The sequence below is a fragment of the Mycobacterium sp. RTGN4 genome (assembly GCF_033804635.1).
In the GTDB taxonomy this organism is placed as follows: domain Bacteria; phylum Actinomycetota; class Actinomycetes; order Mycobacteriales; family Mycobacteriaceae; genus Mycobacterium.
The window spans coordinates 1-12,259 of record NZ_JAPZLB010000018.1 but is presented as its reverse complement, the minus strand read 5'-3'; the positions used below and the strand labels follow the sequence as shown (position 1 = coordinate 12,259).

General features: G+C 67.6%; 15 protein-coding genes. 7 read left to right on the top strand and 8 right to left on the bottom strand.

The window, feature by feature from the left end:
- Nucleotides 1–4: 4 nt before the first annotated feature.
- Nucleotides 5–1,243: a KasA/KasB family beta-ketoacyl-ACP synthase gene (locus SLQ30_RS28630; protein WP_319450438.1), complete on the bottom strand. Its 1,239-nt coding sequence runs from the start codon at nucleotides 1,241–1,243 to the stop codon at nucleotides 5–7.
- A gap of 98 nt (nucleotides 1,244–1,341) precedes the next feature.
- Nucleotides 1,342–1,926, bottom strand: a complete 585-nt coding sequence (locus SLQ30_RS28625; RefSeq protein WP_319450439.1) for a TetR/AcrR family transcriptional regulator — start codon at nucleotides 1,924–1,926, stop codon at nucleotides 1,342–1,344.
- Between the two features lie 102 nt (nucleotides 1,927–2,028).
- On the opposite strand from SLQ30_RS28625, the gene SLQ30_RS28620 reads away from it, so the two are divergent.
- The 3 genes from SLQ30_RS28620 to SLQ30_RS28610 are packed head-to-tail and all read left to right on the top strand — an operon-like array spanning nucleotide 2,029 to nucleotide 4,728.
- Nucleotides 2,029–2,841: an LLM class F420-dependent oxidoreductase gene (locus tag SLQ30_RS28620; protein ID WP_319450440.1), complete on the top strand. Its 813-nt coding sequence runs from the start codon at nucleotides 2,029–2,031 to the stop codon at nucleotides 2,839–2,841.
- The gene (locus tag SLQ30_RS28615; protein WP_319450441.1) at nucleotides 2,838–3,344 is read left to right on the top strand and encodes a DUF302 domain-containing protein; all 507 of its coding nucleotides are present in this window, start codon (nucleotides 2,838–2,840) and stop codon (nucleotides 3,342–3,344) included. The genes SLQ30_RS28620 and SLQ30_RS28615 overlap by 4 nt, the downstream gene beginning before the upstream one ends.
- Before the next feature lie 28 nt (nucleotides 3,345–3,372).
- Nucleotides 3,373–4,728, top strand: coding sequence for a hypothetical protein (locus SLQ30_RS28610; protein ID WP_319450442.1), 1,356 nt, complete (start codon nucleotides 3,373–3,375; stop codon nucleotides 4,726–4,728).
- Here the strand turns inward: SLQ30_RS28610 and SLQ30_RS28605 are convergent.
- Genes SLQ30_RS28605 through SLQ30_RS28585 form a run of 5 tightly spaced genes read right to left on the bottom strand, consistent with a single transcriptional unit; the run spans nucleotide 4,654 to nucleotide 8,179 of the window.
- Nucleotides 4,654–5,121: a hypothetical protein gene (locus SLQ30_RS28605; RefSeq protein ID WP_319450443.1), complete on the bottom strand. Its 468-nt coding sequence runs from the start codon at nucleotides 5,119–5,121 to the stop codon at nucleotides 4,654–4,656. The genes SLQ30_RS28610 and SLQ30_RS28605 overlap by 75 nt on opposite strands.
- Nucleotides 5,118–6,182, bottom strand: coding sequence for a molybdopterin-dependent oxidoreductase (locus SLQ30_RS28600; RefSeq protein WP_319450458.1), 1,065 nt, complete (start codon nucleotides 6,180–6,182; stop codon nucleotides 5,118–5,120). Before SLQ30_RS28600 ends, SLQ30_RS28605 begins: the two co-directional genes overlap by 4 nt.
- Before the next feature lie 44 nt (nucleotides 6,183–6,226).
- Nucleotides 6,227–6,856, bottom strand: a complete 630-nt coding sequence (locus SLQ30_RS28595; RefSeq protein ID WP_319450444.1) for a class I SAM-dependent methyltransferase — start codon at nucleotides 6,854–6,856, stop codon at nucleotides 6,227–6,229.
- Nucleotide 6,857: 1 nt separating this feature from the next.
- A complete protein-coding gene (locus tag SLQ30_RS28590; RefSeq protein WP_319450445.1) occupies nucleotides 6,858–7,523 on the bottom strand; it encodes a DUF2064 domain-containing protein in 666 nt (221 codons plus the stop codon).
- The gene (locus SLQ30_RS28585; RefSeq protein WP_319450446.1) at nucleotides 7,520–8,179 is read right to left on the bottom strand and encodes a glycosyltransferase family 2 protein; all 660 of its coding nucleotides are present in this window, start codon (nucleotides 8,177–8,179) and stop codon (nucleotides 7,520–7,522) included. Before SLQ30_RS28585 ends, SLQ30_RS28590 begins: the two co-directional genes overlap by 4 nt.
- Before the next feature lie 104 nt (nucleotides 8,180–8,283).
- Between SLQ30_RS28585 and SLQ30_RS28580 the strand changes: the two genes are divergently transcribed.
- Genes SLQ30_RS28580 through SLQ30_RS28570 form a run of 3 tightly spaced genes read left to right on the top strand, consistent with a single transcriptional unit; the run spans nucleotide 8,284 to nucleotide 10,477 of the window.
- Nucleotides 8,284–8,970, top strand: coding sequence for a response regulator transcription factor (locus tag SLQ30_RS28580; RefSeq protein ID WP_319450447.1), 687 nt, complete (start codon nucleotides 8,284–8,286; stop codon nucleotides 8,968–8,970).
- Nucleotides 8,957–9,985, top strand: coding sequence for a HAMP domain-containing sensor histidine kinase (locus SLQ30_RS28575; protein ID WP_319450448.1), 1,029 nt, complete (start codon nucleotides 8,957–8,959; stop codon nucleotides 9,983–9,985). The genes SLQ30_RS28580 and SLQ30_RS28575 overlap by 14 nt, the downstream gene beginning before the upstream one ends.
- Before the next feature lie 42 nt (nucleotides 9,986–10,027).
- Nucleotides 10,028–10,477, top strand: a complete 450-nt coding sequence (locus SLQ30_RS28570) for a nitroreductase family deazaflavin-dependent oxidoreductase (protein WP_319450449.1) — start codon at nucleotides 10,028–10,030, stop codon at nucleotides 10,475–10,477.
- On the opposite strand, the gene SLQ30_RS28565 is transcribed toward SLQ30_RS28570, so the two are convergent.
- A complete protein-coding gene (locus SLQ30_RS28565) occupies nucleotides 10,474–11,601 on the bottom strand; it encodes a nitronate monooxygenase (protein ID WP_319450450.1) in 1,128 nt (375 codons plus the stop codon). The genes SLQ30_RS28570 and SLQ30_RS28565 overlap by 4 nt on opposite strands.
- Before the next feature lie 163 nt (nucleotides 11,602–11,764).
- On the opposite strand from SLQ30_RS28565, the gene SLQ30_RS28560 reads away from it, so the two are divergent.
- Nucleotides 11,765–12,259 (top strand): DUF222 domain-containing protein (locus tag SLQ30_RS28560; protein WP_319450451.1); only part of this gene is annotated, 495 nt, incomplete at its 3' end.

Here is a 12,259-nt window from a genome sequence, read left to right as displayed (position 1 = left end):
GGACTCAGTACTTGCCGTAGACGACGGCGACGTTGTGACCACCGAAGCCGAGCGAGGTGTTGACGGCGTAGCGGTAGTCACCGCGCCGCGGCTGCCCCGCCACGACGTCGAGCTCGACGCCGGGATCGAGTTCGTGGAAATTGAGCGTCGGTGGCACGATCCCGTCGCGCAGGGCGAGCACCGTCAGCGCGGACTCGATACCGCCTGAAGCGCCAAAACTGTGTCCCAGCGCGGCTTTCGACGCGTAGACCGCAGGCGCTGAGCCGCCGAGCGCCCGCTGCAGCGCCACCGCCTCGGCCAGGTCGCCACGGACGGTGCCTGCCGCGTTGGCGTTGACGTGGTCGATGTCGGACGGTTTCAGGCCGGCCAGCTCGATCGCCCGGGTGACGGCGGCGGCGGCCTGTTCGCCGCCAGGGTCGTTGAACATCAGGTCGTAACCATCGGAGTTCATGGCTGCGCCGAGCAGGCGGGCCAGGATGGTGGCGCCGCGGGCCTTGGCGTGCTCCTCGGTCTCGATGACGAGCAGTCCGCCGCCCTCACCGAGCACCATGCCCGTCCTGGACCGGTCGAATGGGCGGCACGCGCCCTTGGGATCCGCGTCATCGGTCGACAGCACGCCGTCGAGTTGTGAGTACGCCGCAATCGGAACCGGCTCGATCTTGTCCTCGACGCCGCCGCAGATCACCATGTCGGCCTCACCGAAGACGATTTGTCGCCAGGCCGCCGCCACCGCGCCATTGCCCGACGCATCGCCCATCAGAGGCGCCGTCACGCCCGCCTTGGCCGCTCGGTCGAGTCCGACGGTCGCGGCGGGACCGTTGGGCATGAACATCTGAACGGCCAACGGTGACACGGCCTTCATCCCACGTTCCCGCATTGCGTGGTAGGCCAGGATGACGTCCTGGGTGGCGCCGTACCCGGTGCCGATGGACACCCCCAACCGCACGGGGTCGACGTCGGGCGAACCGCAGTGCTCCCACACCCGCCTGCTGAGTACCAGCGCGACCTTCTGCAGGTACGACAGCCTGCGCAGCTCGACCCGATTGAGGTGGCCGTCGAAGTTCTCGAGTATCCCGGCCCCCATGCGCGTGGGCAGTTCGATTTCTGCCGGCAACGCCTCCCCCAGCAGGCGAACCCCGCTCTGGCCGTCCAGCAACGCCGTCCAGGTTTCCTCGGCATCGCTCGCCACCGCCGTGCTCATCGCAATACCGGTGACGACGACATCGGGAAGAGAGCCCTTCATCGTCCTCCTCATCGATCCCAGACCGCCTACGATTTTGCCACGTCGAGGCCACCGGCTCCACTGGCGACCGTCCCCCGCTGACCGATCAGCGAAACGACTCAAGCGATCAGGACGAGTATCTGCTCGCCGGCCTCTCGAAGCTGGGCAGGCTCGACGCCGCCCCTGCGCAACGCGTCGAGCCCCCTCAGCAGTCCAAGCAACACCGTCGCCAGCGCCTGGGGATCAGCCGCTGCGGCGATGGAGCCGTCGTCGTGCGCCTCCACCAGGCAGTCGGCGAGATCGGAATGCCAGCGGCGCAGCGATTCGCCGACGATGCGGTCGACGTCGGAGTCGGCACTCCCCAGTTCGACCGAGCTCTTCGCCATGAGGCAGCCTCGGCCCTCGATGTCGGCGGTGATGCCCGCGACGGTCGTCCTCACGTGGTTCGACAGCCGGTCGATGGCGGGGACGCCGGGTTGCCGCAGTTGCGCCGACATCCGATCGGACGCAGATGTGCAGTAGTTGTCGAGCGCCCGCACGAAGAGCGCGTGCTTGTCGCCGAAGGCGCCGTAGAGACTGCCCTTGCCCAAACCCGTGGCAGCGGTGAGGTCGTCGACCGAGGTAGCCGAGTAGCCGTGGGTCCAGAACTGGTCACGCGCCGCCTCGACCACGTCGGCCTCGTCGAAGGTGCGCGGTCTAGCCATGAGCCCAGTTTACGCCGTTCTGGAATAAACGGTACAAAAGCGAACTTGTCGGAATGTCGGTCCGTTTGGGGCTGAGCCACGTCACCGCAAGGAGTACCGCACATGTCTCGACCCGTACGCGTAGGTGTCCAGCTCTGGCCTGGCGGAGCGCCCGACTACCGGAGTTGGCGCGCTGCGGTGCTCCGGGCCGAGGAACTCGGTGCCGACGTCATCTTCGGATATGACCACTTTCACCGTCCGTCGATCGAAGGCATCGTCGACGCGAAGCCGATCCTCTCGGAGATCCAACCCGACGAAGTCAACTTCGAAGGATGGACCGCGCTGGCGTCGTGGGGCGAGCTCACCACGCGCGCCGAGATCGGACTGCTCGTCACCGGCATCGGATACCGGAACCCGGATCTGCTCGCCGACATGGCCCGCACGGTGGACCACATCAGTGGCGGTCGACTGATCCTCGGCCTCGGCTCGGGTTGGTATGAAAAGGACTACACCACATACGGTTACGACTACGGAACGTGGAAGTCCAGATTCGACCTGTTCGACGAGGGATTGGCCCGCGTCGAGCACCGACTCGCCAATCTGGTACCCCCGCCGCTGCACAAGATTCCGATCCTGATCGGAGGCTCCGGCGCGAAACGCACCCTGCCCGCGGTGGCCAGGCACGCCGACATATGGCACACCTTCCTCCCCATCGACGCGTTCAATCGGGCAAGCAAGCTGGTCGGCGAACTCGCAACGGCCAACGGCCGCAACGACTCCGACATCGAGCGCTCATCGGTGTGGGAGAACGCAGGCGATGCGGACGCCTACCGCGACGCAGGCGTGACGCTGTTCACCACGGAGATCCATCCCACCGCAGCAGGTTACGACTTCAGTACCCTCGCGAAGATGATCGAGTGGCGGGAGTCGCAGTGAGTCAGATCTCGGAGACGACGGTTGCGGTGCAGCGCGTCACCGTGAGGTCCGAGCGGCCGTTCGACGACGTCGTCGCCGCGGTCTATGCGGGGCTCGGCATGGTCGAGCACTTCGACGGGCTGGTGCGGAAGTGGAGCACGGCGGCAGGCCGCGAGGAATTCGACGCGCTGATCGAACCCGTCGCGGGCAGCAGCGGGTTGATCGAATTCCTGAGCCTGGACCTGGGCGGCGTGTTGGCGATCCGGGACCCGGACCACAGCCGCCGGATGCTCCGGATCATCGCGGGCAATCCCGTCACGATGAGCAAGATGACTGCGTCCGCGCCCGACGCGGGTTCTTACGCGCCGGTGACGATCCTGGTCATGGAGCGGGACGGCGGCGTGACGCTGTCCTACGACCGCCTGGCCAGCGCCATCGCGCCCTATGCAGGCCAGGAGGCGTCGGCCGTGGCCGAAGGGCTCGACGATGCCGTCCTGACCCTGTTGTGCGACGCGGCGGGATAGCCGCGACCACGCCATAGGGTGGATAGGCGTGAGGTCCATCCGCCGCGAGCTGATCGTCGCTGCGCTTGCGCTGCTGCTGGTGGTCGCGGCTTTCGTCGTACCGCACCTGAACACGGGCATCGTGACGCCCCTGTTGCACGCCACCCCGCAACGGATCAGGGACTACGCGCAGACCGCGCCCATCTTCGGCTGGTGGAACGCCCACGTCGGCTGGGGCACCGTGCCCGCGATCGTCATCGCCGCCGCGGCCGTGCTGTGGGGCGACACCGTGGCCCGGCGACTGCCGTGGCGCGCGGTGCCATGGGTGACGTGGGCGACGGCGTGCGCGTGGGCCTTCGCGCTGGCGATGATCGACGGTTGGCAGCGCGGCTTCGCGGGCCGGCTCACCACCACCAATGAGTATCTGCGCCAGGTGCCTGGCATCACCGACATCCCGAAGGCGCTGCGCACCTTCTCCAGTCGGATCCTCGACTTCCAGCCCGACTCGTGGATCACCCATGTCTCGGGGCACCCGCCTGGCGCCCTGCTGACGTTCGTCTGGCTGGACCGAATCGGACTAGGCGGTGGCGCGTGGGCAGGGCTGCTTTGCCTGCTGGTCGGCTCGAGCGCAGCCGCGGCGATCGTGGTCGCGGTACGGGCGCTCGCCGATGAATCGACTGCCCGTCTGGCGGCCCCATTCGTCGCGGTAACGCCGACCGCAATCTGGGTGGCAGTATCGGCCGACGGCTACTTCACCGGGGTGGCGGCCTGGGGGCTTGCGCTGCTGGCGCTGGCCGCGCGCGGGACCGCCCGCTTGCCGCTGCTGGCCGGCGCGGGTGCGGGCCTGCTGCTGGGCTGGGGCATCTTCCTCAACTACGGACTAGGGCTGATCGCGTTGCCCGCCGTCGCCGTGCTGATCGCCGCCAAGGACCTGCGCGCAGCGCTGCGGGCAGCGATACCCGCCGTACTGGCCGTCCTCGTCGTCGTCGGAGCCTTTGCGCTCGTTGGGTTTTGGTGGTTCGACGGGTACACGTTGGTGCAGGAGCGCTATTGGCAGGGAATCGCGAAGGACCGGCCGTTCCAGTACTGGTCGTGGGCGAACCTGGCGTCCGTGGTCTGCGCCATCGGGTTGGGGAGCGTGGCCGGAGTGGCCCGCATCTTCGACATCGCGGCCATCAAGCGTCGTTCGGGCCTTCACCTTGTGGTGCTGGCCGCGCTGCTGGCGATCGTGTGCGCGGATCTGTCCATGTTGAGCAAGGCCGAGACCGAACGCATCTGGCTGCCCTTCACCACCTGGCTGGTGGCCGCGGCGGCGCTCCTGCCCGCGCCGTCACGGCGCTGGTGGCTGGCGCTCAACGTCGTCGGCGCGCTGCTGCTCAACCACGTCATCCTGACGAACTGGTAGAAATCGCGTGATGAGGTAATAGCCCGGCACGCACGCCCACACCAGTGCGAGCGAAACCCACAGTCCCAGTGGATAGTTGCGGTCCAGCACCGTCACGTTGTCGGCGTGCGCGCCTGGCCGGGCATAGACCGGGATCGCAAGCAGGGCCAGCACGATCGTGCACAACGCCGCCACCGTCACCGGCTTCCAACAGCGCCCGCGGATGATCCGTCGGCCCGCGAGCCCGAAGGCCGCGCAGAGCGGGGCGAACACGAAGTCGTGGAGCACCACCCCGGCCGCAGCCCACACCGCGATGCGCACGATGATCACCCACGGGAACTCCCAGATCAGCCAGGCGCCGTACAGCCCTGCCGCGAATCCTCCGGCCATCAGCAGGATCCGTGCGGCGGTCATGACGGAACCACCTCGATTCGCGTCAGCCACTTCGTCTGCAGCACACCGGGTCTCGTCGGAGCGATCAGCCGGCACGGGTACCCGTGGTCGAGATCGAGCACCTCGCCGTTCAGCTTCAGCGCGATCAGCGTGTGCGAGTCGCGCGTGTGTCTGGCCGGCAGCATGGTCCGTGAGTACGGTCCTGGTGGCTCCAGCGAGATCATTCGCACATCCGAATCGGGTCCCGCGCCAACGGTGGCGATCAGGTCGGCGAGCACCACCCCGCTCCACTCGGCGTTGGCGCTCCAACCCTCTACGCACGCGATGGGCAGTTCACGCGTGGCCTGCGGCAGGGCGGCCAGCTCGCCGACGGTGAACGTCTTCGCCGTCTGCCCGTTCGTGACGGTCAAGCGGTAGTCGGCCGCCTGCGCCCTCCGAATCACACCCGCGGCGAGCGCCGACCGATTCACCGGAACACCTTGCGGGCCTTGGCCGGAACGTGGCGCCAGCACAGACAACCTGCGCAGCCACGGGATCGTCTGCCCCGCAGTGACCACCGTCGCCAGCCCGACGGCCAGGCCCGTGCCCCACAGCACCGTCCGACGGGTCGGGCCGACGGATCCGCCCATCACGACGTCGCCCTCCAACGGCTCGCCAAGCGCGCGCCGGATCACCGGCAACTTGACGCCGATGTGCACCAGCACCGCACCGATGGCGACCCAGGCCATGGCGTAGTGGCTGGTGGTGAAGAAGAACTTGAACGCGTACCACTGCGCGGTGTTCAGCAGTCCCGTGGTGAGCTGGAAGAACATCGACGCGACGAGCACGAGGATCGACGCGCGTTCGAGTTGTCTGGTGACGCCACCGATGATCGGGCGCTCGAACAGCTTTGGCCACACCGACCACAGCTTGACGACGATCAGCGGGATGGCCGCGGTGCCGCTGATCACGTGTAGGCCCTGGGTGACGCGGTACAGCCAGACCGGGCGGGTCGGCCAGTAGAACCAGGGCTGAGGATGTTGGATGAAGTGGCTGATCAAGCCGGTGAGAAAGCAGATCACGATCGCGATGCCCAAGGCCATCCCGACGCGCGCGGTGACGGCCGTGCCCCGCAGCGGCGACGTCGTCACGCGGTGGCCAACGTGGCGAGCAGCCGATCTCCAATCGAATGGACATCAGTGATGGTCAGCCCGACCTGGTCGGCCACGTGGCGGGCGCCTTCGATGCCCACCGTCGCCCACCGAAACCAGGGGCCGATGGTCCTGGACGACTCTAGCCGCACCCAATGGGAGGTGATACCCGTTGTTGCACTTTCGAACTCGGCCACGCACTGGCCGCCGGAGCGCAGAAGTTCGCCGGCCCGATGAAGCACGCGCCGCGGGTCGCCACCGATGCCGACGTTGCCGTCCGCGAGTAGCACCGTCGACCATCGCCCGGTGCCCGGCAGTGGCCCGAAGAGGTCACGGCGCAGCGCGGGCGCCCCGCTTCGCCTGGCTAGTTCAACGGCGGTGGCAGACTGGTCGACGCCGAGCGCGGGCACTCCACGCGCGATCAGGTTGACGACCAAACGCCCTGGCCCACAACCCAGGTCGAGCGTGGGTCCTTCGCATAGCCCCACCATCGCCGAATCGAAGCCACGGTCGGCACGCCGTCGGCCCAGCCAGCTGTGCACCGGCAGTCCGTGCACGCTGCCGTCCTCGTGCCGGATCCAACATCGTTCGCCGGTCAACGCCCGGTCATACAGATTTCCGAACACGTCAGACTCCTTCTGGAAGGGCAAGCTGGTGAAACCGGCTACCCGGCAGGCAAACCCGCCGGACGGCCTCGACATCGCCGATGGTGTCCACGTCGGCCAGTTCCTTGACCAACCGCACATCAAGTCCAGTGTGTCGAAGTGCGCCAAGCGTTACGGCGCCCGTATCCGGCTGCGACATCGGCACCTCACGCAGGCACTGCGCCGTCGCGGGATCGTGCAGACCCAGCACCCACCAGCCGCCGTCGGACGCCATGCCGAGCACCGCATCGGCGCCGCACAGTGTGCTGCCACAGTCGGCGATCAGGTCCGCGGTCACCTGCGGGGTGTCCATTCCGACCTGCAGCACTGGAAGGCCACCCACCGCGGCCGACGCGTCTGCGTGCGCGTTGGCCAGCCGAGCGGCGAAGTCGTCGCCGCGTTGCTCGATGACGGTGAATGCTTGGAGTCGCCTGTGGATTTCGGCGCTGCGCGCCGCCTCGTCCAAGTCACCCGTCATCGCGACGACGCGTGCTGCCACCGGCGCGTCGGCCACCGCGTCCAAGGTGTCCAGCAGCGCGGCCGCGGCAACGTCGGCGGCACGCTCGGCTCCAATGGTCGCGGCCAGCCGCGTCTTGGCCAGCCCGGGTACCGGCGCCTTCGCCACGACGAGCACTGCTACCGAGATCACGAGATCGCCCGCCAAAAGTCGAGGGCCGCATGGAAACTACCTCTTGCCGAACCACTGACCTTGGACTTCCCACCCGTGCGGGGCCCGTACACCACATCGTGTTCAACAACGTGCCAGTTCGCCGCGGCAGCGCGCACCAGCAACTCCAGCGGATACCCCGATCTCCGGTCGTTCACACCCAGCGCCAAAACCGCGTCCCGTCGCGCCACTCGCATCGGGGCGATGTCGTGCACCGCAAGACCGTGGCGGGTGCGCAGCCGCCAGCACACCGCGGCCGTACCCAGCCGTGCATGCCATGGCCAGTTCAGTCCGGGCACCGGCCGCCTGCGCCCGACGGCCATGTCCGCGCCGCGCTCGACGTCGGCGACCAGCCTGGGCAGTTCACCGGGGTCCAGCGAGCCGTCGCCGTCGAGCACCGCCACCATTTCGGTCGACGCAGCCACGATTCCGGCGTGTACCGCGGCGCCGTATCCCGGCTGCGCTTCGGCCACCACCGCCGCACCGCAGCGCCGGGCCACGGCGGCGGTGTCATCGGTGCTGTTGTTGTCGACCACCAACGCCCGGTAGCCGTCGGGCAGCGCGGCCAGCACTCCGGGCAGCGACTCCGCTTCGTTTAGACACGGCAGCACCACCGTGACGCGACAGTCACCCTCCATGAGATCGAGGTTATCCACGGCGGCGGGATTCAATCCTCTGCGAAGACTGACCAATTAATGACGTCGGCGCAGGTAATCGGGTTTCGGGGCTAGTGTTAGACGTCGTGACCCGTGTGCTCATCGCCGACGACGACACCGTCGTGCGCGATGTGCTGCGCCGGTACCTCGAACGCGACGGGCTCGACGTGTCCGTCGCGAAGGACGGACACGAGGCGCTGCGCCTACTCAGCACGGAGCGCATCGACCTGGCTGTGCTCGACGTGATGATGCCTGGCCCCAACGGGTTGTCGTTATGCCGGACGCTGCGCGACCAAAGCGGGTATCGCGTACCGGTGATACTGCTGACCGCGCTCAGCGAGGAGGCCGACCGGATCGCCGGGCTCGAGGTGGGCGCCGACGACTACGTCACCAAGCCGTTCAGCCCAAGGGAGTTGGCGCTGCGGGTGCGCTCGGTGCTTCGGCGCGGGGCATTGCCCGCCGACCCACCGGTGGTGATCACCGTCGGCACGCTCACCGCGTCGGCGGCCGCGCGTTCGGTGACCATCGACGGCCTGCCCGTGAGCCTGACGAATCGCGAATTCGACCTGCTGTTGTTCTTCCTGACGCACACCGACGTGGTATTCAGTCGCGAGGAGTTGCTGAAGCGCGTGTGGCAGTGGGACTTCGGCGATCTGTCCACCGTCACCGTGCACGTCAAGCGGCTGAGGTCCAAACTGGGTGACCACCATCGGGTCCAAACGGTGTGGGGCCGCGGATACATGTGGAGTGGATCGCAGGATGCCGCAGTCTGACCTCTGGGAGCTCATCGGGCTGGCGTTGATCTGCTCGGTACCCGTGGTGCTCGTGGGGGGCATCGTGATCCGCTTGGCCCGGTCGTGGTCGTTGGCGGTGAGCATGGTGGTGCTCGTTCTGATTCCGACGGTCGCCACGTTCACCGGGGTGCTCGGGGCCAGCCGGTTCATGATCAGCCAGCAGTTCGAACGGACCGCCATCGTGCTGGTCATCGTCTTCGTCGTCACCATTCCGGCCGCGGTCATGCTGGCCCGCTACCAGGCCCGCCGCACGGTATGGGAGAACGAGATCCGCCAGTCGGAGGCGTCCGCGGAAGAGAGCAGGCGGCGACTTGTCGCCTTCGTGAGCCACGACCTGCGTACGCCGTTAGCCGGAATCCGCGCGATCGCCGAGGCCATCGCCGACGGAGTGGTCGCCGATCACGAGGTGCGGGCGCACGCGAAGCACATTGAACAGGAATCGATTCGGCTGTCCGAGATGGTCGACGACCTCTTCGAGATGTCGAAGATCAACGCCGGTGCCATCCAGCCGGTGTACGACAGGGTGGCACTCGACGAAGTCGTCGACGACGTGCTGGCCGCTCATCGGATCGCGGCCGAGCGTGCCGGTGTGGTGCTGCGCGGCGACGTGCCCGCCGACCCGGTGCAGGTGATCGGCAGCGATCGTGCGCTGGTGCGGGTGCTGTCGAACCTGGTCGCCAACGCCATCGCACACACCCCGGCAGGCGGCACCGTCGAATTGGCGGTCGGCGCTGACGAACGCGGGGCGTGGGCGCGGGTGGACGACACCGGCGTCGGCATCGACGAGGCGGACCTACCCCGCGTGTTCGACGTGGCCTACCGCGGCTCCAACAGTCGCGTGCCCCGTGAGGACGCGTCGCTGCCGAGCGGATCCGGTTTGGGCCTTGCGATTGCCGCGGGCCTGGTCCAGGCCCATCACGGGACGCTGGCCGCCTACAACCGCGACACCGGGGCGAGCTTCGAGGTCAGGCTGCCGCTCGCCGGAGAGGAGTAGCGGGTCTTGTAGTTGAGTGATCGTTCCACTATCGTCGCCATCATGGCAAGGACGAGCACCGAAAAGGCACGACGCAAGTTCAAGTTCGAGCGCACCGTCGGCCGCATGGTCATGAACCCAACGGTGGCCGCGCTCGGCAAGCTCGGCATCCACGTTCCGTTGACCGTCGAACTCGAGACCGTCGGCCGCAAGTCCGGCGAACCGCGTCGGGTGCCACTAAACGGCCGCCCGGACAGCGACGGGTTGTGGGTCATCTCGCAACACGGCCGACGGGCAGGCTGGGCGTACAACGTCACCGCCAACTCACGGGTGCGCGTCCGGATCAAGGATCAATGGCACAGCGGGACCGCAACTTTCGAGCCCAATGACGACGTCGTCGCGCGCGCCCGCAAGATCGGTGGAGGTGGGAAGCTCAGTGGAGCGGCCTTCGCCGCCGGGATGAAGGCGCTACAGAGCGACCCGATCTCGGTGCACATCACGTTCGACGACTAGTCGGGCAGCGAGTTGCTCAGGCGCTGCGTCGCCGCCAGATAGTCCTCGATGAACTCGAGTACGACGTCGCGGGCGGGCCTCACCCTGTTCATCAAGCCCACACCCTGACCGACGAAGTAGGTGGCCAGCGCCTGGGCTCCTGGATGACCTTGCGCGGCAAGCACATCGACGCGACGAATCACTGGCTCGCACAGCATGTTCTGCAGCGGCAAGCCCAGTGGCTTGCGTCCCCCGTCGTGTGGCAGCCACGCGTCGGTCCATTCCGAAACCAGCTGACGAGCAGGCTTGCCCGTGCGGCCCGCCGAGCGGATCGTGTCACGCGACGTCGCCGCCAGCATCTTCTGTTTGGTGTGCGGCGCCGTCTCGGCCTCCTCGGTGGTGAGCCAGACCGACCCCGTCCACGCGCCTGCCGCGCCCATGGCGACCGCCGCCGCCATCTGTCGTCCGGTGACGATGCCACCCGCGGCCAGCACGGGTACCGCTGCGCCCATTGCATCAATGGCTTCGATGACCTCGGGGATGAGCACCATCGTGGTCACCTCGCCGCAGTGCCCACCCGCCTCGGTGCCTTGCGCGACGATGAGATCCACGCCTGCCGCGACCTGCTTGACGGCGTGTTCCTTGGCGCCGACGAGGGCTGCCACCGGCACGCCGTTCTCCTTGCCCGCGTCGATCATGTAGTCGGGCGGCACCCCGAGCGCGTTGGCGATCAGCTTGATGGGATGACTCATCGCCACGTCCAGGAGTTCGCGACCGGTGTTGCCCGACAGTCCGGAGCCCCCGAGCCGCGGCGCCTGCTCAGGTTCGATGCCGTGCGCCTCCAACAATTGGCCGACGAAACTGCGGTAATCCTCCGGGATCCTCTGCGTCAGATCCGAATTCGAAAGGTTCTCACCCTTGCCTTCGAACTTGGCGGGCACGATCAGGTCGACGCCGTAGGGCTTACCGCCGACGTGGTCGTCGATCCACACCAACTCCTGCTCGAGCTGCTCCGGGGTGTACGCCGTCCCGCCCAGCACGCCGAACCCGCCGGCGTTGGTGACCGCGGCCACCACATCGCGGCAGTGGCTGAAGGCGAAGAGCGGGAAGTCGATGCCGAACTGGTCACAGAGTGCGGAGGTCACTCATCCAGTATCACCATCGGATTCCGGGCCCTGTCGCCGCCCTTCCGCGCGCGGCGAGTGTGCGGTTTCGCACGCTCGCCAACCGCCAAAACTCGTCTGTCACTTCAGTTCCACACGTCACATCGCGAAAAAACTTGTCGGTGGTCGAATGTATGTTCGAAGTATGTCCGGGACGGCCGTACGGGAAGCGATCAGCGCGCTGCGCGACGCGCTCGCCGCCTGCGACCACGACGCCATGGCACTCACCGAACAGCTCGCGCACCTCGATGACCTGCAGACCCTGACCTGCCAACTACCCACCCAATTCCACCACCTGCTGGCCGGCCTGCAAGCCGAACACACCCCGAGGGAGTTGGGCGCCAAGTCCTGGAACGAAGTGCTGCGCACCCGCTGGCGCATCTCGAGTGCCGAGGCCGGGCGCCGGCTGGCCGACGCCGCCGCACTGGGACCACGCCGCACCCTGATCGGCCAACCCCTGCCCCCGCTGCTACCGGCCACCGCGGCCGCTCAAGCCCAGGGCTCGATCAACGGTGAACACGTCGAAGTGATCCGCAAAGCCATCAGCCGGCTGCCCGACGCCACCGACCCCACCACCGCAGCCCAGTTCGAAACCGACCTGGCCCGCACCGCCCAAGGCGTCGGCCCCAAAGAACTCAAG

Excerpts from the sequence above, each read along its gene's own strand:
- SLQ30_RS28630 (WP_319450438.1), bottom strand. The coding sequence starts at position 1,243 with ATGAAGGGCTCTCTTCCCGATGTCGTCGTCACCGGTATTGCGATGAGC.
- SLQ30_RS28625 (WP_319450439.1), bottom strand. The coding sequence starts at position 1,926 with ATGGCTAGACCGCGCACCTTCGACGAGGCCGACGTGGTCGAGGCGGCG.
- SLQ30_RS28620 (WP_319450440.1), top strand. The coding sequence starts at position 2,029 with ATGTCTCGACCCGTACGCGTAGGTGTCCAGCTCTGGCCTGGCGGAGCG.
- SLQ30_RS28605 (WP_319450443.1), bottom strand. The coding sequence starts at position 5,121 with ATGACCGCCGCACGGATCCTGCTGATGGCCGGAGGATTCGCGGCAGGG.
- SLQ30_RS28600 (WP_319450458.1), bottom strand. The coding sequence starts at position 6,182 with ATGGCCTTGGGCATCGCGATCGTGATCTGCTTTCTCACCGGCTTGATC.
- SLQ30_RS28585 (WP_319450446.1), bottom strand. The coding sequence starts at position 8,179 with ATGGAGGGTGACTGTCGCGTCACGGTGGTGCTGCCGTGTCTAAACGAA.
- SLQ30_RS28575 (WP_319450448.1), top strand. The coding sequence starts at position 8,957 with ATGCCGCAGTCTGACCTCTGGGAGCTCATCGGGCTGGCGTTGATCTGC.
- SLQ30_RS28570 (WP_319450449.1), top strand. The coding sequence starts at position 10,028 with ATGGCAAGGACGAGCACCGAAAAGGCACGACGCAAGTTCAAGTTCGAG.